The following is a 23,849-nucleotide window of genomic DNA, read 5'->3' on the forward strand; positions in this document are numbered from 1 at the left end:
CTGAGGTTACCCAGATTAATTCGCCAATTTCAGCGATTGCCAGGCGACCATCTGCCACTGAGTGCCTTTTTTGATGTATACGTCGGTGTAGCGCAGTTTCGAGTTGATGGTTTGTCCGTTGTTGCTGGCTTTCACCAGACAAATGCCGCTGATAACCGCCGTGTTGCCGTACAAGTGGATTTTCTGCTCCTGAATCCCGATGGATTCGTAGGTTTGTTTCCCATCTTTGAGCGACTGGATATACGATTGCTTGCCGTCCTGATTGCCGTTGGAATGGTTGTAGATCAGGTCGTCGCCCAATACTTTTTCCAAAACCGCATAGTTTCGGGTTACCTGCGCGTCAAACCGTTGTTTTTCTACTTCGAGAACGGCTTTTTCATCGGCCGAGTTTTGCGCGAAAGCGAAGGAACTGATAAACAGACTGGTAAAAAGAAGGAAGGATTTCATAGGAGAAGGATCTTGAACGGAGATTACACGGATTAAAGGAGTAACCCGGATTACTTTACTGATTATTGAATTCCACTTTTAATCCATATAATCCCCATCCAAGACCGTTAGCAATTATTCCGGCCAGACCGACTCAATGTTCCGGATGGTAACGGCCCGAAAACCGTCGCCAAAAAATTCGAAGCCCTGGCTGTCGGGTTTCGGAAAAATCAGATTCGTCAGGGTTACCTGCCCGTCGTTGACAAATACTTCCACCGACGAACGATCCACAAATAGCTGCATTTTGATGCGCCCGTTCGGGCTGTCTTCCCGTTTCAGCGGGGCCGAAAACCGCCCCGAAAACTCTTTCTTAAAGGCGGTTTTTCCGGACCGGGTACGGTCAACGTACACTTCCTGCTTCGCGGTGTTGTAGGCAATGACGGTTTCTTCGCCCGAACCTTTTCGCACTTTCACGCCCAGATCGCCCGCGTTTCCGCCGGTCAGTTCGGCTTCCAGCGTCAGCACGTAAACATCACCTTTGATGCGGTTTGAATCCAGACTCCGGTTCAGTTCTTTGGTGTCCAGGCCCCGCCACTGGAAACTGTCCGAGGTAAGCGGACGAATGTCCCGGGCCACCTCCTGCCGCAGTTCGTAGCCTTTTTTGGTCTGAACAATTTTCAACTCGCGCGGCAGCGTCATGGCGCCCCGGAAGGGGTTCGTCGGCAGATCGTTGGCGTATTGCCAGTTGTTGAGCCAGCCGATGCTGAGTTTGCGGGGCGTGTTGTTGTACGTAATGGCCGCGTAATAATCCTTGCCGTAATCGACAAACCGCACATCGCCCTGTTTGAAATCACTGCGGAACGCCTTGCCGTCGAAATCACCGATGTAATACTGCATTCCCGAGCCACCCGCGGGCGTTCCGGCCCCGATCGAAATAAGTAGCAGCCATTTGGTACGTTTGGAGCCCACCACCGGCATTTCCAGCAGGGCCGGACATTCCCAGATGTTTCCGGGCGAATCGGCCGAGGCAAACTCGCCGGTTTTGGTCCACTGCTTCAGATCCGTCGAACTGTAGAAGAGGGCCTTTTTGTCCGTCGGTAACACCACGCTCATGATCCAGCGCCTGGACGGTTCGTGCCAGAATACGTTTGGGTCGCGGAAGTCCTTTTGTTTGAGGTCAATCACCGGATTGTTCTCGTATTTTGTCCAGGTCCGGCCTTTGTCCAGGCTATAGGCAAGGTGCTGGCTCTGATTATCCGCGCGGTGGTTGGTATAAATCGCCACCATTGGCACCTGCCCGTTTTTGCCAAAACCGCTCGTATTTTTCGCATCCACCACGCAGCTGCCCGAAAAAATCATGCCTTTGTCATCTTCGGCAATGGCGGGCGGCAGTTCGTTCCAGTGAAACAAATCCGGACTCACGGCGTGGCCCCAGGTCATGTGTCCCCAGCGAATGCCTTTCGGATTATACTGGTAAAAGAGATGGTATTCGCCACCGTGATACACCAGCCCGTTCGGGTCGTTGGTCCAGTTGATGCGGGGTGAAAAATGATACTGCGGGCGGAAGGGCTGGCTGTAGGCCGTGTCCTGCGCAAAAACCGTCAGGCCGTTGACAATCAGGCTCAAAGCTAGGGCAATAAACGAGAGTTTCATGGTTGGGTTGCGGGTTTAGAGGGCGGTTTTTAGCCGGAGGCTGGACGTAAGCGGTCACCTGGCTGGGCCATCAGAAAATCTCCCGGGCAATTTTAACGATATTATCCGATTTGCCCATCGTATAAAAATGCAAACCCGGAACACCCGCTTTTGTTAATTCCCGGCCCTGCTGGATGCACCACTCGATGCCCACCTGCCGCGCCTGGGTGTCGTTCTCGCAGGCTTCCACCGCCTTGACAAAATCGGCGGGCATGTCGAGGTGGAATAAACGCGGCAACACCTGCAACTGCCTGCGGGTGCTCAGCGGTTTCAGCCCCGGAATAATCGGCACGGTAATGCCGGCTTCCCGGCACCGTTTCACGAAGTCAAAGTATTTCTGGTTATCGAAAAACATCTGCGTGACGATGTAGTCGGCTCCCTTGTCGATCTTCAGCTTCAGATACTTGAAATCCGTGTCGTGGTCGAGGGCTTCGAAGTGCTTTTCGGGATAAGCCGCCACACCAATACAGAAACTACTGGGGGTCATGGCACTTTCGCCTTCGTGGAGATAAATACCCCGGTTCATGTTGGCCACCTGCGTCACCAGTTCACTGGCGTAGGTATAGCCGTTCGTTTTGGGTTTGAACGTATCGAACGGTTTGGCCGGATCACCCCGCAACACCAGCACGTTGTCGATGCCCAGGTAGTTCAAATCGATCAGAAAGTCTTCGGTTTCATCCCGTGTAAAACCACCACAGAGCACGTGCGGCACCGGATCAACGCCAAATTTGTGCAGAATTGCCGCGCAGATTCCGACCGTTCCGGGCCGTTTGCGGGTAATGATTCTTTTGATGGTGCCGTCGGGTTCCGGGCGCTCGATGTACTCTTCGCGGTGGTAGGTGACGTCGATGAAAGGCGGTTTGAACTCCATCAACGGCTCGATATTGTCCAGCAGGTTTTTGAGATTGTCGCCTTTGATGGGGGGAATTACTTCAATTGAAAAGATCGTTTTTCCGTTTGCCTGACGGATGTGATCAGATACTTTAGCCATGGGTGTTTGGTTGGAACCGTAGACCGGCCTGGCTGCTCCAGCGCCGACAGAAAACCGCGTACGGCTGTAGTTACCACCCAGCCGTACACGATGCAAAAATACGGGAAAATCGGAGATAATCGGTTTAGAGTTGCACCAACCCCCAGCGAACCGCTTCGAGGGCCATGCCGACCCGGCTTTTGACCTGCATTTTCTGGAAGATCGCTTCGCGGTAGCCATCGACGGTTCGGGCGCTGACGCACATCCGGTCGGCAATTTCGGCGTAGGTCAGATCACTACACGCCATTTTCAGAAACGTTTGCTCCCGGTTGCTGAAGGTCCAGTATTCCGATGGCAGGCGGTTTCCGGTCGGGTTCAGGTTGCGGATGAGCTGGTTGGTCATCACGCCCGCGTACGAATAGCCTTTGGTGCAAAGCTCATCCAGCGCCTGATGCAGTTCGGTGGCCGAACACGTTTTGGGCAGGTAACCCTGCGCGCCGTTGCGGAGCATCCGGATCATGTTTTCCCGGCGGTCCATCGTCGACAAGGCCAGCACCCGGACGGTTGGGCAATGTTTTTGCAGATACGTCACGGTTTCATACCCATCCATTTCGGGCATCAGCACGCCCAGCAGAACAACATCCGGACAGGTGTTGCGGCTGAGGTAGCGGATCAGATCGCGCCCGTTCCGGCCAATCAGAACCACCTCATAATTCTCGGACTTCTGAATTTGATCAGCCATGTTCTGAACGAACAGCCGATGGTCGTCGACGATAGCGATAGAAGTTTTCACATTAGCAGAGATTATGTAAGACCCTGAAAGTTAGAAAAATCAGATTTTAATCCAAGTACTATTCTCCTATTTTCAAATGGTAATTTTACTTAAGCCGGCAGGTATTTATCGAACGGCTAATCAGAACCGGCCTGTTCGGTAAAGGCGGATTGTAGTCTTTCAACAGAAAGTTCCTGATCTGAGTCCGCCCGTTGACCGGCAACTGGCCTTTTTCTTCAGGCCCGCGCGACAAACCTTTCGTTCCCGTTGCACCCAGCGGCAAATCGGCGGTTTTTCCCATTTTTGAGGGTTTCTGGAACACGCGTTATGGTTTTGGGAACAAGCGTTATAGTCTATCTGAGCCGCATCCCGTACGTTTGTGCCGGCCGATTTACCCCCGCTGAGCGGCAAGGTTCCTGATAACGGGCGCCGGGCAGATCAGCAGAAAACGGAACAAGCCCGCACCGGATTCGCGTCCGGAGGTTTGCTCCTCACCAACGAAACCGGGAGAATGCCTCCGTCAAATAAATTAACGGATACTACGTATGCATTTTGAATAATTTGTGCCAGAAATACCCAGGTAGTAAACCGCTAACCCCTTCATGCCCGAAAATGGCTGCTCCATCCTGAAAAAATGTCACCATATAGTAAATATTCGCTACCGGTAATCCCGGGCTGCGCTAACTTGCAACCGCTCATTAAATACCCGCTTTTGTTCCCCAATCCCGCTTAATATTCACTCTAACTATTTTTCTTATGACCATTGCGCGTTCTACATTTCGGACCTTGTTATCCCTGACCATTGTAAGCAGTTTGCTTTTTACGGTCAGCAGTTGCCTGGTCAAGATTCAGGATCACAGTTTTCCCAATCCGCAGACTCTCGCGGTGACAGGTGATCCGGTAGCCTCCAATCTGATGTCGCCGATTGGCGTAACCGAAGATCCCAGAGGATTCCTTTGGATTACGGAAGCCGGAAGCGGCACGGCAAGTCCGGCCAGCGGTCAGGTTTCGGTCATTACGCCGTCCGGAGCGATTTACCCGGCGATTACGGGCTTTCTTTCCGCCCAGAGTCCGGAGGGTGGACCGGAAGGCTTGAACCACCTGATTTACAAAGACGGAAAATTGTACATCCTGCACGGGGTCGACGATAAACTCTACATCGTGGATGTGTCGAATTTTGTACCCGGAACTACGGCCCCGATTGCGGCCAGTACGCTGACCGGACAGGACATCCGCCAGTTCATTTTCGCCCAGAACCCGCCCCTCAATACCCCGCAAGATTCCAACCCGTATAATCTCACGTTCGGACCAGAAGGCGATCTTTACATCGTTGATGCGGGTGCCAACGCCGTCATTCGCCGGAACAAAGACACGGGCGCTTTGAGTGTTTATGCCACGTTCCCGGATATAACCGGAAGTCCAAAACCATTTTCGGGCGATGTCGTACCAACCGGAATTGTGTTTGACGGCACGAAATTCTGGGTTACTTCCTTAACCGGAGCTCCCTTCCACCAGGGCCTGGCCTCTGTTTTCCACGTAACTCCCAACGGGGCTACCGGAACGGTAACTACGTATAAGACCGGATTTACAGGCTTGACGGACATTGCATTGACGCCCGGCGGGAAACCCATCGTTACCGAATTCGGATTCGCAGCCGGTCCTCCTATCAATGGCCGGATTGCCAGCGGTGACGATGCGGGCACCACCCTGGTTATGGTTGGACCCAACAATCCCGTTGATATTTTGCCCAGCCGGACGGCTGACACGTATTATGTCGTTTATAATGCGGACAAAGTTGGCAAGATCGTAAAAGTAATGGCGACGAAATAAGCCAGCCTGAATACAAAAAGCGGCAGACCCGGTGAAATGGGTCTGCCGCTTTTTGTTGGTGGTCAAAACCGGTTTTTTGCGGTTTAAAGCGTCAGCAGCACGCCCACCGATGCGTAATTGATCCAGGTGAAAGTGTAAATTTCATCGGTGTTGGCGCCACCTTCCACCACCCGGTAACCCAGCTTGACACCCAGTTTGGGACTGATGTTATACGCGGCTCCCAGAAAAATATCTTCGGCCCGGCCCGCCTTGGCGCCCAGTGCGTCGCCCTCCAGCAAAACCGTCCAGCGATCACTGGGTGAGTAAGCCGCGTAAAAATTCAGCAGCGGCACAAAACCGACATTGTCGTAACTGGCCCGGTTTACTTCGTTCTCAAACCGGGTGTCGGCATCCCGAATTTTAGCCGTAAAACCCGCGCCCACCCGCCAGCGCTCGCGAACAACGAAATCATAGCGATACGTCAACCGGTAGGAGTTGAATTTATAATACGCCGTCGTGGGCTGATTGGCCGGAAAAACCAGGTTGTTGTAGTTCACATCCTGATCAAATTGCCCCTGAAAACGAACCGTCAGCGGGGCATACAAAGCCGAAATTGTGTGTCGATTGGCAAAAGTGTATCCTACCCGTGCCCGGTAAAATACAACGGGATTCGCACTCAGCTCCTTTGAAAGATCAACGAGCGTACCGCCCTGATTCGGAATCCGGACGTCGGTATACGCCGTTCCGAGCACGACCCCCGATTCGAGATCCAGCCGAAACTGGGCTTTTGCGGGCAGCACCATCAGGAGCAGTAAAATCGTCGTAATCGCCTGGGAAAAAGAGATTCGGTTCATCGGTTGACGGGTGTGGACATCCGATAAACCCGGTACGGGGTAAATGGTTTACGGTTTTCGGTATCCGGGTTTCGGTTTACGGTTTTCGAAATTCAGTATTCACGATTCAATCTACGGCTATTGGTGCGCGAAAAACCGCAGCGACGGCCCGCCGAAAACCGGATACCGAAAACCGTAAACAGTATACCGTAAATCCTCAACGCGTCAGGCGGTACAGCAGCAGGGCCGCCCGCTGAATCAGGAACGGGTATTGTTTCAGGTTAATATCTTCTTCGATGCTGTGGGCACCCCGGCCCGATGCGCCCAGACCGTCAAGACAGGGCATGAATTCGGCCACGAACGACACGTCACCCGCTCCGCGCGAACCCGGATCGCCCGACCGGACCGGCCCCAGCCCCATGTCGCGGCTGATCTGATCGACCAGGGCCCGCAGCTTTTCATTTTTTTCCGAAGGTTCCATCGCCGGAATCCCGTCCTGGAACGTGATGGTGGCTTTGGTAATCGGCAGGCTTTTGTCCACAATTTCGCGCATCCGGGCGCGGGCGCTTTCCTTCTGCTTTTCCGAAATAAACCGCAGATCGCCCTTCACCAGCGCCGACGGCGCCACGATGTTGGTTTTGCCGGTTGTTTCGGCCCGGGCCGATTTTTCGTCATACTTCACATCCGAACCGCCGACGATCAAACCGGGGTTGAAGGTCAGATACTGTTCCTGCCCCAATACGCGCCGAAACTCGTTCAGGATCCGGGCGGTTTCAAAAATGGCTCCGTAGCCCAGATCGGAGAACACCCGCGACGAATGGCCGGTCCGCGAAACGACGTTGAGTGTCCAGCTGCTGGCACCGCGTCGTCCGGTGGTCACGACGTTCAGGCCCTGCGCTCCTTCAAAGGCCAGGGCGATGTCACACTTTTTGGCCCGCTCGATGAAATCCCGGCGGCTTTCGGGGCCACCGCTGCTCTCTTCGTCGCCGGTAAAATAAGCCGTAATGGATACGTCGTCCAGCAAACCGTGCGTGTGCAAGGCTTTCAAAGCCGACAGAATTAGCACATTACCGCCTTTGATATCATTGGTTCCCTGGCCCGTAGCGGTCGAATCGTTGGTCCGCGTGAAGGGTTCAAACGGCAGGCTTTTCTCAAAAACCGTATCGAGGTGGCCGATCAAAAACAGTTTTTTGCCGCGCTTGCCCTGCCGGGTGGCGACCAGATGCCCGGCGCGGTTCAGCGAATCGGGCAGCCTTACCCACTCGGTTTTGAACCCCAGCTTTTCAAACTCGTCCGCCAGCAGTTTGCCATTCTGCCGGACGCCCTCCAGGTTGAGCGTTCCGCTGTTGATGTTGACGGTTTTTTCCAGAAACTTCTCGGTTTCGGGGTGGTTGGTCCGAACGGTGGCGAGTACTTTTTTCTCAACGGGCGACAGCGACTGGGCCCAGCTCACCGGCGAAAGGCCCAGTAAGGCAACCGCAAGAAGGTAAAACTTTGTCATTTCGGGCAATCATCAGGTTCATTCTCAAATTAAGCAGCCTTTTTCAAAAAACCGCCTTTCGAGCCAAAAACCGCCTTTCTTTTCCGGTTACCATTCAATCATTCGTGCTTTCAGACCCGCATTTGGTCGGGTAAGGTACGCTTTTCGTCCGGCGGTGCAGCATCCGTCCGGTGGCTTGGCCCCAGCAGGATAATTTTAAGCCTCTCATTTCCTGCATACTACAAATACACACTGATGAAACGAAATCTATTCCTTCTTCTGCTCGGTTTGTTGAGTCTAAACGCGTTCGCAAACCGCCCGGCGGCTGATCCGGTTGTTCAAAAAAGGCGGGCGGCTGTGCTCCGCCCGCTCCAAACTAAGGCTATCGCGGCCCTGAATCTGCCACCGATCGCGCCGGTGATCCAATCCATTCGAATCAAAGAAGGCCAGTTTATTGCCGTTAAGCTCCCCACTTTTACCGATCCCGAAGGTGACCCGATTCGCTATTACGTTCATGAGCCGATGCTTCCGCCGGGGATGATGTATAATGTTTTGACAGGTTCGCTGGCCGGAACCCCCACAAACGCAGGCATTTACCCAGTTGATTATATGGGGAAAACGGAAAACGAAAACGAATACACCGAGACGGAGTTCTCCGTAATTGTGGAGCCCAGCCTTCCCCCGGTTGTGCCCGTTTTACCCAACCGGATTGTCAAAGAAGACCAAATCTTCAGTTTTAAACTTCCGGCGTTTACCAGTCCGGAAGGCAGCGCGCTGAGCTATAATTTATCCTGCGACTGTTACAGCGAATCCGGTTCGCATTCCGCCTTGCCAAACTGGATACAATTCGATGCCAATACCCGGACCCTCAGCGGAAAAGCTCCGAACAAAATCGTGCAGATCAAAGTGCTGTATTCGGCCTATGATCAGGCTCGCAAAACGGGTTCGTGGGGCGAATTTGCGGTTACTGTTTCCGGCAAAAGCACCAATTCGGTGCTAAATCAACCGGCTGTCGCCCCCGTGATTCAGCCCATCAAGATCCAGCAGGGCAAGCACATTTCCGTTCAACTTCCGGTTTTTACCGATCAGGAAGGCGATGCCATTCTGTATGATGCCAATGGATACTCGATTCCCCCGGGCATGATGTTCAACGCGCTAACGCGTTCCCTTGCCGGCACCCCCACCAAACCTGGCCGCTACCTTATCCGTTACACGGGCCGGAACGAAAGCCGAAGCCAGTTCACGAGTACCGATTTTTCAATCGTGGTGGAGCCCAACCTGCCACCGGTAGCGCCCCTGCTGCCCAGCATTGTCATAAAAGAAAATACGCCATTTAGCATCCAGCTTTCACCGACCCGGATGGCGACCCGATTTCCTACCAGTTGGAGTGCGACTGTTTCAGCGAATCCGGTTCCTATTCCAATCTTCCTTCCTGGATGCAGTATAATGCCAACACCCGCACCATTAGCGGAAAAACGCCTAACTACGCAACGGATTTCAAGTTATTATATACGGCCCGGAATCTAGGATACAGCAACGGAACGGATACCGAAATTGCGTTCTTCATTGTCCCCAATACCGCCCCGACGGTAGCCGACAAAATCCTGGAATACGGTGAAACCTACAGCGTAACGCTGCCCGCATTTACGGACCCCGACGGCGATCCGATTCAGAACCTGCGGCTGCACTGCAACGATTGCCAGGGCAACTCCGGCAACCTGCCTTTCTGGATGAATTTTGAAGCAGGCACCCGGAAATTAACGGTCAATGCGCTGGACTACGGAGGATACCTTCTCTATTATCTGGCCGACGACAGCAAAGGACATACCGGCATGACACCCGTTCGAATCGCGGTTCGGGAATATAAAAAACCGGCTCTGCCCACAGTTCCGAATCTGACCGTAAAAATTAATGAGTCGTTCAACCTCCAGTTGCCGCCCTTCGTCGATGCGGATAACCGGGAGGTTAAAGCCCTGAAACTGAACTGTACCAATTGCCCGGGACAATCGCCGACTGATATCAAACTGCCGGTCTGGATGAATTTTGATCCGCAAACCCGCCGGATCACCGGAACGCCCCCGGTTTTGGGCACGTTCAAGTTTAACTACGTGGCCATCTACGGTTTTCAGAAAAGCCTGCTGGTCCCGGTTAATTTGAGCATCTCCAACGTTTCCAACGTGCAGCCGAACACCCCCTCCGCCAATTTCGATGGGTACCTGAACAAAGTGGAGTGCGGCACGATTCGCGGCTGGGCCTGGGACAAATCGAAGCCCAACGACCCGGTTTCGGTGGAAATTCTGGCGGACGATGCGGTGGTCGGTACGGTTTTGGCAAATCTCTACGGCCAGGATCTGAAAGAGGCCGGCAAAGGCAACGGCAACCACGCCTACAGCTTTCCGGTGCCGCAAAACCTGAAAAACGGCGCGACACGAGTGATCAAAGCCCGGATTGAAAACACGGATTTCGTCCTGAAAGACGGTCCGAAATTTCTGGCCTGCGCCGACAACGCGGTAACGGCTCCGGCGATTTCTCCGCTAACCGCCACGGCGGGTGTACCGTTCAGCGCCACGCTGCCGGTTTTTGTCAATCCGCAGAATCTGTCGCTCACGTATTCGCTGACGAACCTGCCCGCGGGCCTGAACTTCGACGCGGGGAACCGCAAAATCAGCGGAACACCGACCGCAACGGGGACCTTTGTGTTAAGCTATGCGGCAAAAAACAACCAGAATGTGACCACGTCAACGCTTGTTAACCTGACCGTAAATGCGCCGACGGTGAGCGGAAACAACTTCGACGGGTATCTGGACAAAGTGGAGTGCGGTTCCATACGCGGCTGGGTCTGGGAGCGCAGCCAGCCCAACACGCCGTATACCGTTGAGTTTCTGGCTGACGGACAGGTGATTGGCACCACGCTGGCCGATGTGTACCGCGACGATCTGAAAAATGCGGGCAAAGGCAACGGCAAACACGCTTACAGCTTTCCGGTACCGCAAAGTTTGAGGGACGGTCAGCAGCACAGCATCAGCGCCCGGGTTCTGAACACGACGTACACGTTAAAAGGCGCGCCCAAAAACCTGATCTGTTACAACACGCTCCGCCAGGCATTTGGCCCGAAAATCTATTACGTGACGGAAACCGGCGCGGGTAGCAAGGACGGCAGCAGTTGGGACAATGCGTCAGGCTCAGTCCAGGCAACTATTAATGTAGCCGGTCAGAACCGACCGGCGGAAATACGGGTCGCTCAGGGAGTTTATAAGGCGCAAAACGGTTTTAGTTACCCCTTACTGGATGAGGTCGTTTTACTGGGCGGATTTCCGGCAGGGGGCGGAACGCCGGAACAACGCAATCCGGCCTTGCATCCTACTGTTCTCAGCGGTGATATTGGCATCGAAGGTGATTATACGGATAACGTATACCATGTCATTTATACGGTTGATGCCTCAAATTCGGCGATCCTGGACGGCTTTGTGATTACGGGAGGAAATGCACCTGCCGGAAACCCGGCAGGCGGTGGCATTCTGAACGACGGCGGCAGTCCCACCATCCGGAATTGCTGCTTCACCGAAAACAGAGCCAATGCGGGAGCCGCTATCGCAAATTATGGAGGCAGCCCAACGATCGTTAATTGTACCTTCAGCAACAACATTGCCAACAGCATCGGCGGAGCCATCCTCAACTACGCAACCAACGGTGGTTCGGCCATGCCTCTCCTGATCAACTGTACCTTTTATAACAACAGCGCCCCATCGGGCCAAACGCTTTATAATTACGGACTGGCCGCTAATGTCAATCCCCGGCTGACCAATTGCATCCTGTGGAACAGTGGCGGCACGAATTCCATCCGCAACGAATCCGGCATTACGGTACAAATCCAGCATTCCCTGCTTGAAGCCGGCACGGCTTATGTCGATGGGGGGCATAACATCGTCGACCAGAACCCCCAATTTGTGGACGCTGGCAGCGGTAATTTTCGCTTGACGGCCTGTTCGCCAGCGATTAATGTGGGTCTGAATTCGGCGAATACGCTCGACAGGGATATGGCGGGCCAAAACCGGGTTCAGCAGAGCACCATCGACCTGGGGGCTTTTGAAAGCCCGACGGCGCTGAAACCGGATCTGTACAACGGCCAGACCAGCGTCACTTTTGCGCAGGGAACGAACGTGGTGCTGAGCGCTGCGAACTGCACCGGCGAACTGTCGTGGCTCCGCACGAATCCGCTACTGTCGGGAACCGGCCCGATTACCGTGCCGACGGATGCGCTGGCGACTTACGTTTATACCGCCGTGTGCAAGATCGGAACCTGCGTCAGTCTGCCCGCCAGCTTAACCGTGACCATCGTTCCGCCGGGTCAGCAACCGGAGCCGCCTGCGGTTAGTGGGAATTTTGATGGTTATCTGGACAAAGTGGAGTGCAGTTCGATTCGCGGCTGGGTCTGGGATAAAAGTCAGCCCAATGCCCCGGTTTCGGTCGAATTCTTCGCCAATGGTCAGAGCATCGGCAGCACGCAGGCCAACCTCTACCGCCAGGATTTGAAAGACGCCGGAAAAAGCAACGGCAACCACGCCTACAGCTTCCCCACGCCCGAATCGCTGAAAACCGGTCAGCCTTATCTCATTACGGCCAAAGTTCAGAACAGCGGCTACGTGCTGAAATGGGGACCCAAAACGCTCCAGTGTTCCAGTTCAAATCCGAATCCTGACCCAAACCCCAATCCGAACCCAGACCCGAATCCGGGCAACCCGCCGGTCAGCGGAAATTTTGAAGGATTTCTGGATAAGGTGGAATGCGGTTCGTTCCGGGGCTGGGCCTGGGACGCCAGCCAGCCCAATACGCCGGTTTCGGTCGAGTTCTTCGCTGATGGGCAGAGTCTGGGTTCCGTTCCCGCCGATATTTTCCGGTCGGATATTCGGGACGCGGGCAAAGGCAACGGCAAGCACGTCTACTACTTCCCGACGCCACAAAGCCTGAAAGACGGCAATCCACACGTCATCACGGCCAACGTGCTCAACTCGAATTATACCCTGAAATGGGCGCCCAAAACGCTGACCTGCCCGAACGCCCTTCGCCTGACGGCTCCTTCGGCCGAAGACCGCCAACGCTGGAAAGTAACAGTTTTAGGAAACCCCGTGGTGGGCAATGAGTTCGACGCGGAAATTCAGGATGCCGAGGGTGAAACGCTGCGGTTTCAGCTGACCGATTTGAACGGGCACCCCATTTCCGACACCTGGCTGGAAGTTAATCAGCAACGTCAGCAAACCCGGTTGCAGTTTACCAACCAGGCGGCCGGTCTGTATGTGCTGCGGATTGCAGGAAGCCGCCGGGTGCAGACGCTGAAAATAGTGAAGCAGTAAAACGTAATCAGGCCGTTCTCAGCGGATTAAATCTGTTGGGAACGGCTAAAAACCGGCTGGGTTTTGCAAACGACGGATGAACTTTCTACGGTTTGTTCGGCCTGCTTGCCCAGTTTTTTCAGCATCCCGATGTGCGAAGCCAGAGCGTCGAAAATCGATGATTTCTGGTAATACGGAAGGCCGTATTGCTCGGCCGTGGCCTGGACAATCGGTGCGATGGCCGGATAATGGATGTGGCTGATCGACGGGAACAAATGGTGTTCAATCTGGTAATTCAGTCCGCCGATGCACCACGACATCAGCCAGTGGCCCGAAAAATTGGCGGTACTTTCGAGTTGGTGAATCGCCCAGGCATTTTCGATGTTTCCCTCGTCGTTCCGGATCGGCGAATGCACTTCCTCGACAATGTGCGCCAGTTGAAAAATAACACTGAGCACAAAACCGGCCACAAAATTCATCAGCAGAAACCCGAGCAGCCACTGCCCAAACGTGATATCGGTCAGCAACAGGGGCAAACCGGCAATAAACAGGCCGTACATCAGCTTGCTGAACAGCAGAATCAGAATTTCGCGCGCCGAAAAGGGCTTGGTCACTTTCGACTTGGCTTTCCGGTTAAATTCGCCCACCTGCCGGAAATCTTTCACCAGAAACGAAAACGTCATCAGGCCGTAGAGCAGGAAAGCGTACCAGTGCTGGTATTGGTGTATTTTGTGCAGCCGCTGCTGATCGCAAAGCCGCAGGAAAGGTTTGCCCGTAATGTCGCTGTCCAGCTGGTCGATGTTGGTGTAGGTGTGGTGCAGGGTATTGTGCTGCACTTTCCAGTTGTACACATTGCCGCCCAGCAGATACAGACTTCCGCTAAAGAGTTTGTTGACCCAGATCGAGGACGAAAACGAGCCGTGGTTGGCATCGTGCATCACCGACATGCCGACCCCGGCAATCCCGACGCCCATGACGCCGGCCAGAATGAGCATCGCCCAGGCCGGCAGTACATTGGTCAGAATGAGCAGGTAAGGAACCAGATACAGGCTGAGCATGAAAATCGCCTTCCCCAAAATCGGCGAGCCGCCGGATTTGCAAAGGGCTTTCTCCTGAAAATGCTGTTCGATTCGCGTGCGAAGTACCGGAAAGAAGGTCGATTTGTCCCGGTTGAGAAATTTTACGTTTGCCGTCATCTTAGTTCAGTTTCCGGGTTACAAGGCACCTGTCAACCGTGACGACTGATTCGCTCCCCTGATTCAAAAATGTGCTATTTAATCTTGTATATTGACATTGTATACAAAACGCTGAAAAACCGTAATTTATACTTTATCTGCGTGATATATATTGTAACTATTTTAAGCCGAACGATAATTTAAATTTAATTATCTGACTGTCAGGCGCATACTTACACTGTGTATCGCTAAAAACCGGAATCGGAAATGCGTCCTTTCGCTTTTGCCGAACCAAGCGGGGACGGACCAGCCGGAAAGATGTTAAAATAACCGACTACCCGGCTAAGATCGGCAAGGTTTCTTCCCCGATTTTGCTTTTCCTTTGCAGACAACTTGAATGCCCGCTCACTGAACGTGCCGCAAAAAACCGCAACGGAGACGGCAAGGATACGGCCTTGAACAACCATGAACACCTTAGTTTGCACCACCCCCGGCCAGTTTGACTACCGGCCCGGCGAAAAACCGGAATTAAAACCGGGTCACGCCATTGTTAGAATCAAGCGCATCGGCATCTGCGGAACTGACCTTCACGCCTTTGAAGGAACGCAGCCTTTTTTTGAATACCCCCGGATTCTGGGCCACGAACTGGCGGGCGAACTGGTGGAGTTTGACGACGCTCCCGGTTTTCAGATTGGCGACCCGGTAGCGATCATGCCGTATTTTTACTGCGGAACCTGCGTGGCCTGCCGGCGGGGAAAAACCAACTGCTGCGCCCGGTTACGGGTTGCGGGGGTTCACATGGATGGCGGCATGGTCGACTACCTGAGCGTGCCGACGTATGCGTTGCTGCCCGGCGACGGCCTGAGTCTGGACGAACTGGCGCTGGCCGAACCACTGACCATCGGTGCCCACGGCATCCGGCGGGCCGACGTTCAAGCCGGCGAATTCGTGCTGGTGATCGGGGCCGGTCCCATCGGCCTGGGCGTGATGGAATTTGCGCGAATCGCGGGCGGACAGGTCATTGCTATGGACATTAACGAGTCGCGTCTGGCGTTTTGCCAGGAAAAGCTGCGGGTGCCGCACACGATTGACGCCCGCTCGGCGGACGTGTTCGAACAGCTCCGCACGATCACCAACGGCGACATGCCGACGGTCGTGATCGATGCCACCGGCAACCAGAAAGCGATCAACACGGCGTTTCAGTACCTGGCCCACGGCGGGCGGTTTGTGCTGGTTGGTTTGCAACGCGGGGACGTTTGCCTGAGCCACCCGGAATTTCACAAGCGGGAAGCCACCCTGATGAGCAGCCGGAACGGCACCCGCCAGGACTTTGAACACGTCCTGAACTGTCTGAAACAGGGCTTGATCGACCCGGTTATTTACATCACCCACCGGGTGCCGTTTGGTCAGGTAAAAGACCAGTTTGCGAGTTGGCTCGATCCGGCCAACGGCGTCATCAAGGCGATGGTGGAAATGCCGTAGTTACAGATTGGCCTGCAAGGCTTCCAGCGCCCCGGCCAGGTACACGAGCGGGGCGTTCCAGTTGATGGCGATTTCGTTGGATGCGTACGAACAGGAGGCATCGATAAACATTTCGTCCGCCGATGTGGCCGTATACCCCTCGCATTTATCCTGTTTGGGCGCGTTGCCGTTGGGCCCACCCGACAGCAGTCCCGGAACGGGGGCTTCGATGCCGTCGGCCACCGAGGGCCGGTGGTGCGGATTCATCACCGGTTGGTCGCCAAAACCGGTCACAAAGCAAAAACCGGTGGCGTTGCGGCCCAGCAGATAATCCAGGTTGGTCAGGGCGTGGCGCAGGTATTTTTTGTCGTTCGTCAGCCGATACGCCTGAATCAGCGCAATACCCTGATTGGCCGCCACCGCGCTGCTGCCCCAGATGTAGTCCCGCGCCGACTTGCCCATCACGGTTTGGTACGCCTGTTTGTCAACATCCCGAATGAGTTCATCGGCAAAACCGGTCAGTTGTTTTTTGAGTTGCGGTAGATCCTTTTGCCCCAGCGGACTCAGTTTTTTTTCAAACCGGGCCAGGGTGTAATAACCCAGCAACCGGACCTGCGCCCAGGACGGCAAGGGCATTTTATCGTCCGGAAACAGCTTAACCGCCCGGTAATACGCGTCATCCCGGGTGGTGACGTACAATTCGGCAGCCGCCCAGATCCACTCGTCGCTGGCGTCGCGGTCGCCGTATTCGCCGGTGACCACATCCGGGTCGAACGTTTCGTTCATCGCGTTCTGGCGGTACAGCTGATCCGGGTTTTTCTTCGCCCACGCCCAAGCCCGAACAGCCGCCGTCACGCACGAATCCGACAAGCCCGGCAACTCCCGGCTGAATGGTTTAAAAATCCGTCCGGCCTGGGCCATCACAGCCGCAAAATCAAGCGCGGCCGTCACGCTTTTCTGCACCACATACCGCTCCTTCGTGGCCTTGTCCGGCATCACCATCCCGTCAAACCGGGCGTTGGTCAGTTTGTGGTAAACACCGCCATCGGCCGGGTCCTGCATGGTCAGCATCCAGCGCAGGTTCCAGAGCGACTCGTCCAGAATATCCGGAATTGTATTGCCGCTTTCGGGGATGTTGAGTTGCAGTTTCCGGCAGAATTGCGGAAAATCTTCGTAAAGGGCCAGCAGTGTTCCCGTGGTGATGCCCGAATTGACGATGTATTTGTTGTAATCCCCGGCATCGTACCAGCCCCCCGGCGACGACAAAACCGCATTGGCGGGGCGATTGGGCGACACCGCCGACGGATGCACGAGCACCTGCGTATCTTCCCTGACGTGGCCCGCCGGACGGCTCCACTGGCCGGCGTAGGTCGCCGGTAAATCAACGGAAACCCGCTGGTAATAAAATCCTTTCAGCGAACCAATTGCCAGGGCCCGGTGGATGCCGGTTTTAATCTCAAACGGATGCGAATGGCCCAGGCCGGGAACGACCACGACAAAAGTACCGCCGGTTTTGAGGGCCGAGAAGTCGGCGGTGCGGGCGGTTTTTCCCGAAACCGCATTCCGGCGCGTTTCGCTGAGGGTCCCTTTAAAAACGACTTTCTTCAAATCCGGCGTCGTCACCCGGAACTCGCCGGAAGCATCGCCCGTCACAATGGCCAGTTTGGCGGCATTCGGGTAAAAACCGATCTGGTTCAGGCGGATGGCCGGAGCGGGTTGCTGGGCGTTTCCGGCAAGAAAAGCGCAAAGGCTGATGGCAAAAGCAAGAGTGATTCGGAAGAACATAAGGGAGCGGGCACGTTTACACGCCCTGAAATAACGGAAAAACCGTCAAACCGCCCCTACATATTCTTTCAGATGCGAGCGAAGTGTGCGCAACGATTGCATGATGTGGTATTCGACGGTGCGCTCGGGAATGCAGAGCGAGGCCGAAATTTGCCGAACCGACTGGTTTTCCAGGCGGTTTAGCCGGAAAATCTGCCGGGTTTTGTCGGGCAGATGGGCAATGCCTTTTTCGAGCGCCGAGTTCAAATCTTCGTACGCCAGCAGTTCTTCCGTGCGGCAGTCGAAGTCCGAAAGGCTGGTATTCTTAAAATTTTCGTATTTCTGCTTGATGAGCAGCGATTTGATCTGGTTCAGAATTTTATACTTCACCGCTCCGAACAGATACTTCTTCAGGTCCTCGATTTGAATCGTGGCCCGGCGTTCCCACAGATCGACAAACAGATCCTGAATCAGTTCCTCGGCATTTTCCTGCGAATAGAGCTTCTTCCGGGCTACAACAAAAAGCGGATGCCAATATTTGTGGTAAATGGCCTGAAATGCTTCTTCATCACCAGACTGGAGACGTTTCACCAATACGGCATCGCTTAGAACCGAGTATTCCATAGAAGGTCGCTAGAGTGGGTTTGTATTCTTCTTTTTGCGAACGGTACTCCTCAAAAAGAATAAATTATTATTCTAAGATTCCCATTTTAGTGCTACGGGCTATCCTGTACTTACCTGCGTTAAACCTTTAAGCTTTCACCAATCGCGCAACAGTGCCTTGCTATATTCCTATTTCTCTGCTTTGCCCTCGAAAATCCGGTTAGCTCATAATTCAAATCCCGTATAGAACAATAGAAAGAATTAGTAGTACTTACTAGCTCTGAAAATATAATTATTCATCTATTTATCTGAATGATTTGCGGTTTTCTGCTGATGAGTTGACGTATCTAGTAAGTACCCGTTGTCCTAAACCAACTTTTCCTGCTTGCTACGAATGCCCGCGGATCGCCATGAATTTCTGGAGTTGCTCCAACGCTACATGGATGGCACCTGTTCTTCCGAGGAAAAACAGATGATGGATTATTGGTATGAAATGCTCGATCAGGACCCAAAGACGGGCGACTCCCCGCAATCCCAGCTGGAGGAGAAACTCTGGACGCGTATTCAACAGCGAATGCAGCCCGAAAAAGCGACCGATCCCCCGCTTTCCTTTAAATGGTGGCCCCAGAACGACTGACAGACCCGAATCAACCACAGCCTTTACCCTTACGTTTCACTAAACCAACTACCTATGACCCCGCTTGTTATCCGTCCTCAACCACCCGAATAACCGTCCGGTTCATCAACTGGCCCGCCGGTTTTGATTTGCACCCCTCGCGTTCATTCGTGAAAGCCTCAGAATGAAGTCATTGACAAACCGAAAAACGTATTCATGTTCGAATGATTTAACAAAAAAGCAATGAAAAAACACTTACAGTTTCTACCCCTTACGGGTGTCTTAAGGAAGTTTTCGCTTATTCCGCTCTGCCTGCTGATGCTGGCCGTTACCAGCCTGTATGCCCGCGGAAATGCGGCCCTCGACCGGACCGTGACCGGCACGGTTAAAGACGAAAAAGGCGACGGCCTGCCGGGCGTTAGCGTCGTGCTGAAAGGCACCACCCGCGGCACCACCACCGCGGCTGACGGCGGTTACCGGCTGGATGTTCCGGAAAGTAATGCCACACTGGTGTACTCGTTCGTTGGTTATCTGTCGCAGGAAGTAGCCGTCGGAAACCGCAGCCGAGTCGATGTTCAGCTCGCCGTTGGCGATCGCTCGCTCGATGAGGTGGTGGTGGTCGGGTACGGTTCGCAGCGGAAACAGGACATCACCTCTGCTGTATCGGTCATCAACATGAAGGACATTGGTGAACAACCCGCCAACAACATGAACCAGTTGCTGCAGGGCCGGGCCGCCGGGGTGGTGGTCAAGCAGAAAAGTGGTACGCCGGGTGGCGTTTTCGAAGTACGCGTTCGGGGGATCAGCTCGTTGGGCGCCGGCAGTAACCCGCTGTACGTAATCGACGGTTTTGCGGTCGGTACCAGCGTAGGCCAGAACCTGAACCCGAACGATATCGAAAGCATTTCGGTCCTGAAAGATGCCGCATCAACCGCTATTTATGGAGCGCGGGGCTCAAACGGGGTAGTGCTCATCACGACTAAAAATGCCAAAGAAGGCAAAGTAAGCGTCAATTTCGCGCTGGACTACGGTATTCAGAGTGTGCCGATGTCGCGCCGGGTGAAAATGCTGACCGGCCCAGAATTTGCGCAGTTCAAGAAAGACATTTTCATGGACCAGATCCGGATTCTGCAAAACCGGGAGCCGTCCATCGACGAAGTGCCCATCGGCTACCGGTTTCCGGAACAGACCAAATATTCGACGGACTGGTTTGACCTGATCATGCGGGATAACGCACCTTATACCGATGCCAACCTGACGGTTTCGTCGGGCGCGGGTCCGATCAAGGCCTTGCTGTCAGTGGGATACTACAAAGAAAACGGAACGATCAAGGAAACGAATTATGACCGTATTTCGGTGCGTTCCAACCTGGGTGGTCAGGTCAACAAATTCATCAACGTCGGTCTGAACATTAACGGAACTTATACGAGACAGAATGGTGCTGTTACGGACGGACGGAGTAACCTCGTCGGCGGTGCGCTGCTCATGGATCCCCGCGATACGCCCTACAACGCTGACGGCTCGCTAAAACCGTATAGCAACGGTGTGGATGGGGTTTTTGGCTTTCCCAACCCCTTGTTTGTGCTCGAGAATACGACGCGCCGGAGAAGCATCGCCGACGTGTTGTCCAACGCTTTCCTGGAAGTGTCGTTCCTGAAAAATTTCAAATTCAGAACCTCGGCCAACATCAAGCTGAACAACAACACGTACAAGGAGTTTATCCCGTCAACCATCGGATTGCCGGTGGCTTCCGGCACCGCCGGTGCTCCCCCACGCATCGCGACGGCATCGGACAACACCGAGGAACTGGTCAATTATTCGCTGGATCAGCTGCTGACCTATTCCCCAAAAATTGGAACGGATCACAGCGTTGAAGCCCTGGTGGGTTACACGGCGCAGCAGGAACGGATACGCGGCTTTACGGGCTCGGGTAACACCTTCCCCGATGACCTGGTCCCGTACCTGGGTGCGGCTTCAATCCGGTCGTCCAACTCCTACGAATTAGGCTGGACCATGCTGGCGTTCCTGAGCCGGGTCAACTATTCGTTCAAAGACAAATACCTGTTGTCGGCTTCGTACCGGCGCGAAGGCAGCTCGCGGTTTGGTGCCAAAAACAAGTACGGTGATTTCCCGGCGGCTTCCATCGGCTGGCGGATTACGGAAGAATCGTTCATGCCCAAAACCGACTGGCTGACCGACCTGAAACTCCGGGCCAGTTGGGGGGTAACGGGCAACAACGAGATCGGTAACTACCCGAGTCTGGCCTTCGTTGGTGCCAACAACTACATTCTGGGCAATGCGTTTGCGGCCGGTAAAGTGATCAGCTCATTCGCCAACTCGGAATTGAAGTGGGAGAAATCCAACCAGCTGGACATCGGTCTGGATGTGGCGCTGTTCAACAACAAACTGACGCTGAACCTCGAATACTACAAGAAGATTACCAACGACATGCTGCTTCCGATCTCGATTCCGTCGGTTTCCGGATTTACAACCAGTTTGGCGAACATCGGAAAAGTAGAGAACAAAGGGGTCGAAATCGGGGCCGAATTCCGGACCAGCATTGGCCAGGTTAACTTCCGGACCAGCCCGAACATCACCTTCAACCGCAACAAAATTCTGGCCATCAAAGGCGCCAACGACATGCTTTACTACGGCAGCTTCTACGGCGGTTATAACGTACAGAAAGTGGGTCGGCCGATTGGGATGATCTACGGATACCGGAAAATGGGCATTTTCAATACGCAGGCCGAAATCGACGCCTGGCCGAAACAGGACGGTGTGATTCCGGGTGGGATGAAGTTCTTTGATGCCAACGGCGACGGTGTGATTTCGTACGACACGCAGGATATGGTGGAAATTGGCAACCCGAACCCCGCCTTTACCTGGGCCTGGACCGTGGCGGCTGACTACAAAGGATTCGATTTCAACATCCTGTTTTTGGGCGCCCATGATTTTGATGTGTATCGCAATATCGAAGCCTCAACCATGAACATGGACGGCGTTTTCAACGTACTCGACAAAGCGAAAGACCGCTGGCGGTCGGCCCAGAATCCGGGTTCCAATCCCGACGCGAAAAACTCGCAGGGTGGCACGAGCTACTTCAAATGGTCGCGCGAAAGTAGCGAACGGTATGTGTATGACGCCAGCTATACCTGGTTGAAAAGCGTTACGCTGGGCTACACCTTCCCCAGATTCAAATCCTTCCTGAGCGACGCCCGGATTTTCGTAACGGCCAACAATCTGCTGCTGTTCACGAAGTACCCGGGTAACAACCCGGATGCGGGCGTCCGTGGGGGTACGGAATTGAACAATGACGACGAATCGTACCCGGTTCCGAGACAATGGGCGACTGGTATTAAATTGAACTTCTAATTGTGACGACAATGAAAAAAATAACCGCAATAGGTACGCTTCTTCTTTGCCTGACTCAGTTTTCGTGCAAAGACGAATTTCTGGTGACGACCGACCCCACCCGGATTGGTTCCGACCTGTTTTACAAAGACGAAACCCAGTTTCTGCAAGCCCTGAACGGGGTCTACGGTCAGTTGCAGGGAATTACCAGCACGGCTTATATTTTCCAAGAATTTCCGTCGGATAACACCACGCTTGACTTCAACCCGCTCGACCGCGGGGGCGCGGCTGGCTGGGAAGCCTTTGAATTTTCGACCGTGAACCAGGGAAATGGCGAGATTTCCAACGTCTGGAACCAGTATTATTCAGCGCTGTATAATACCAATTATACGCTGGAAAAACTGGCCACCAGCACCCTGGATGCCGCCGTAAAAGGTCCCATCGAAGGGCAATTGAAATTTATCCGGGGGTATTTCTATTTCAACCTGGTTCAGTATTTCGGAGATGTGGTGCTGGTGACCTCAACGCTGGACAAACCGGATGCCGCTTTTGATCTGGCCCGGTCTCCGCAAGCTGAAATCTGGGCGCAGGTAGAAAAAGATCTGAAAGAAGCCGTGGCGCTGCTGCCGGCGACGTATCCGGCGGGTCAGTCTGGCCGGATCACGAAAGGGGCGGCCCTGGGTATGTTGGGCAAAGCTCAGCTGACGCAGAAAAAATACGCCGATGCCGTCACGACGCTGAAGCAGATCACCGGGTATTCGTTGAACCCGCTGTATGCGGACAACTTCAATCCGGCCAAGAAAAACGGCCCTGAATCCATCTTCGAGATTCAATACCAGGGTGGCAATGACCTCGGCGAATGGAGTAACTTTGCGTATGTGTTCGCGCCCCGGCTTTCGGCCGGTGCCATTACCGGTTTTGCCAACACGGCCCCGGCCGGCCGGAACATCCCGACCAATGACCTGATTGCCGCTTACGAACCCGGCGACTTACGGAAAGACGTTTCCCTCAAAACCAGTTACACGCTGAACGGTACCGTCGTCAACATTCCGTACATCATCAAATACACCTACCCACACACGTTGACGGGTCGTACCGACAACAACTGGCCGGTGCTGCGGTATTCCGATGTGTTGCTGATGCTGGCCGAGTCGATCAACGAAGCCACCGGTCCCTCGGCGGAAGCGTTTGGTTACCTCAATCAGGTTCGGAAGCGGGCGGGTCTGGCCGACAAAACCGGCCTGGATAAAGTGGCCCTGCGGGATGCCATCATGAAAGAACGGCGGGTAGAGCTGGCGTTTGAGAACCACCGATGGTTTGATTTGCGCCGGACCAAAACCCCGGCCGAACTGACGGCCTTCATGAACGCGTATGGTGCAAAAGAGAAAGCGAAACCGACGGTTGACCGGGGCGGTATTGCATTCAACGCCCTGGATTATGTGTTTGCGGATAACGAGTATTTTCTTCCGATTCCGGCACCCCAAATCCTGATTAGCCCCAATCTGACCCAAAATCCGGGCTACTAAAGGAAAGTGCAGGATAGTTAATCGTTAAAAATGCACCTTAT

Annotated in this window: 17 protein-coding genes; 7 read left to right on the forward strand and 10 right to left on the reverse strand. The window is 54.1% G+C overall.

Annotation, left to right across the window (positions count from 1 at the left end; all coding sequences use genetic code 11):
• Window positions 1-15: 15 nt before the first annotated feature.
• The 4 genes from ACYVHX_RS02885 to ACYVHX_RS02900 all read right to left on the reverse strand — a co-directional run bounded on the left by ACYVHX_RS02885 (window position 16) and on the right by ACYVHX_RS02900 (window position 3,881).
• Window positions 16-447 (reverse strand): nuclear transport factor 2 family protein, encoded by a 432-nt coding sequence (locus tag ACYVHX_RS02885; protein ID WP_460670085.1) that lies wholly within the window; start codon window positions 445-447, stop codon window positions 16-18.
• A 114-nt stretch (window positions 448-561) separates the two neighbouring features.
• Complete coding sequence (locus ACYVHX_RS02890; protein ID WP_460670086.1) at window positions 562-2,079, reverse strand: glycoside hydrolase family 32 protein; 1,518 nt, start codon at window positions 2,077-2,079, stop codon at window positions 562-564.
• A gap of 70 nt (window positions 2,080-2,149) precedes the next feature.
• Window positions 2,150-3,109, reverse strand: coding sequence for a methylenetetrahydrofolate reductase [NAD(P)H] (metF, locus tag ACYVHX_RS02895; RefSeq protein ID WP_460670087.1), 960 nt, complete (start codon window positions 3,107-3,109; stop codon window positions 2,150-2,152).
• Between the two features lie 124 nt (window positions 3,110-3,233).
• Window positions 3,234-3,881: a response regulator gene (locus tag ACYVHX_RS02900; RefSeq protein ID WP_460670088.1), complete on the reverse strand. Its 648-nt coding sequence runs from the start codon at window positions 3,879-3,881 to the stop codon at window positions 3,234-3,236.
• Window positions 3,882-4,616: 735 nt separating this feature from the next.
• Here ACYVHX_RS02900 and ACYVHX_RS02905 point away from each other — a divergent pair.
• On the forward strand, window positions 4,617-5,690 hold the full coding sequence (locus tag ACYVHX_RS02905) for a ScyD/ScyE family protein (RefSeq protein ID WP_460670089.1): 1,074 nt from the start codon (window positions 4,617-4,619) through the stop codon (window positions 5,688-5,690).
• Window positions 5,691-5,773: 83 nt separating this feature from the next.
• On the opposite strand, the gene ACYVHX_RS02910 is transcribed toward ACYVHX_RS02905, so the two are convergent.
• Both ACYVHX_RS02910 and ACYVHX_RS02915 read right to left on the reverse strand, forming a co-directional pair.
• Entirely contained in the window at window positions 5,774-6,523 is a 750-nt protein-coding gene (locus tag ACYVHX_RS02910; protein ID WP_460670090.1) for a hypothetical protein, read from the reverse strand.
• Between the two features lie 196 nt (window positions 6,524-6,719).
• Window positions 6,720-8,003 carry a M20/M25/M40 family metallo-hydrolase gene (locus tag ACYVHX_RS02915; RefSeq protein WP_460670091.1) on the reverse strand — a complete coding sequence of 428 codons (1,284 nt, stop codon included), beginning with the start codon at window positions 8,001-8,003 and terminating at the stop codon, window positions 6,720-6,722.
• A 234-nt stretch (window positions 8,004-8,237) separates the two neighbouring features.
• Here ACYVHX_RS02915 and ACYVHX_RS02920 point away from each other — a divergent pair, with 234 nt between their 5' ends.
• Both ACYVHX_RS02920 and ACYVHX_RS02925 read left to right on the forward strand, forming a co-directional pair.
• Complete coding sequence (locus ACYVHX_RS02920; RefSeq protein ID WP_460670092.1) at window positions 8,238-9,509, forward strand: putative Ig domain-containing protein; 1,272 nt, start codon at window positions 8,238-8,240, stop codon at window positions 9,507-9,509.
• Window positions 9,419-13,333 carry a putative Ig domain-containing protein gene (locus ACYVHX_RS02925; RefSeq protein ID WP_460670093.1) on the forward strand — a complete coding sequence of 1,305 codons (3,915 nt, stop codon included), beginning with the start codon at window positions 9,419-9,421 and terminating at the stop codon, window positions 13,331-13,333. The genes ACYVHX_RS02920 and ACYVHX_RS02925 overlap by 91 nt, the downstream gene beginning before the upstream one ends.
• Window positions 13,334-13,359: 26 nt before the next feature.
• Here the strand turns inward: ACYVHX_RS02925 and ACYVHX_RS02930 are convergent, their stop codons facing one another.
• Together ACYVHX_RS02930 and ACYVHX_RS02935 are read right to left on the reverse strand one after the other, a co-directional pair.
• Window positions 13,360-14,508 (reverse strand): fatty acid desaturase family protein, encoded by a 1,149-nt coding sequence (locus ACYVHX_RS02930; RefSeq protein ID WP_460670094.1) that lies wholly within the window; start codon window positions 14,506-14,508, stop codon window positions 13,360-13,362.
• A gap of 227 nt (window positions 14,509-14,735) precedes the next feature.
• Complete coding sequence (locus tag ACYVHX_RS02935) at window positions 14,736-14,954, reverse strand: hypothetical protein (RefSeq protein WP_460670095.1); 219 nt, start codon at window positions 14,952-14,954, stop codon at window positions 14,736-14,738.
• Between ACYVHX_RS02935 and ACYVHX_RS02940 the strand changes: the two genes are divergently transcribed.
• Window positions 14,953-15,969, forward strand: a complete 1,017-nt coding sequence (locus ACYVHX_RS02940; protein ID WP_460670096.1) for a zinc-binding alcohol dehydrogenase family protein — start codon at window positions 14,953-14,955, stop codon at window positions 15,967-15,969. The genes ACYVHX_RS02935 and ACYVHX_RS02940 overlap by 2 nt on opposite strands.
• Here the strand turns inward: ACYVHX_RS02940 and ACYVHX_RS02945 are convergent, their stop codons facing one another.
• Window positions 15,970-17,733, reverse strand: coding sequence for a glycoside hydrolase family 9 protein (locus ACYVHX_RS02945; RefSeq protein WP_460670097.1), 1,764 nt, complete (start codon window positions 17,731-17,733; stop codon window positions 15,970-15,972). It abuts the gene before it with no gap.
• Window positions 17,734-17,778: 45 nt separating this feature from the next.
• Entirely contained in the window at window positions 17,779-18,336 is a 558-nt protein-coding gene (locus ACYVHX_RS02950) for an RNA polymerase sigma factor (RefSeq protein ID WP_460670098.1), read from the reverse strand.
• 364 nt (window positions 18,337-18,700) lie between these two features.
• Here ACYVHX_RS02950 and ACYVHX_RS02955 point away from each other — a divergent pair, with 364 nt between their 5' ends.
• The 3 genes from ACYVHX_RS02955 (at window position 18,701) to ACYVHX_RS02965 (ending at window position 23,808) form a co-directional block, all read left to right on the forward strand.
• Window positions 18,701-18,952, forward strand: a complete 252-nt coding sequence (locus ACYVHX_RS02955; RefSeq protein ID WP_460670099.1) for a hypothetical protein — start codon at window positions 18,701-18,703, stop codon at window positions 18,950-18,952.
• Window positions 18,953-19,249: 297 nt separating this feature from the next.
• A complete protein-coding gene (locus tag ACYVHX_RS02960; RefSeq protein ID WP_460670417.1) occupies window positions 19,250-22,303 on the forward strand; it encodes a SusC/RagA family TonB-linked outer membrane protein in 3,054 nt (1,017 codons plus the stop codon).
• Between the two features lie 11 nt (window positions 22,304-22,314).
• On the forward strand, window positions 22,315-23,808 hold the full coding sequence (locus ACYVHX_RS02965; protein WP_460670100.1) for a RagB/SusD family nutrient uptake outer membrane protein: 1,494 nt from the start codon (window positions 22,315-22,317) through the stop codon (window positions 23,806-23,808).
• Window positions 23,809-23,849: the final 41 nt, after the last annotated feature.

It is taken from the genome of Larkinella ripae (assembly GCF_054780775.1).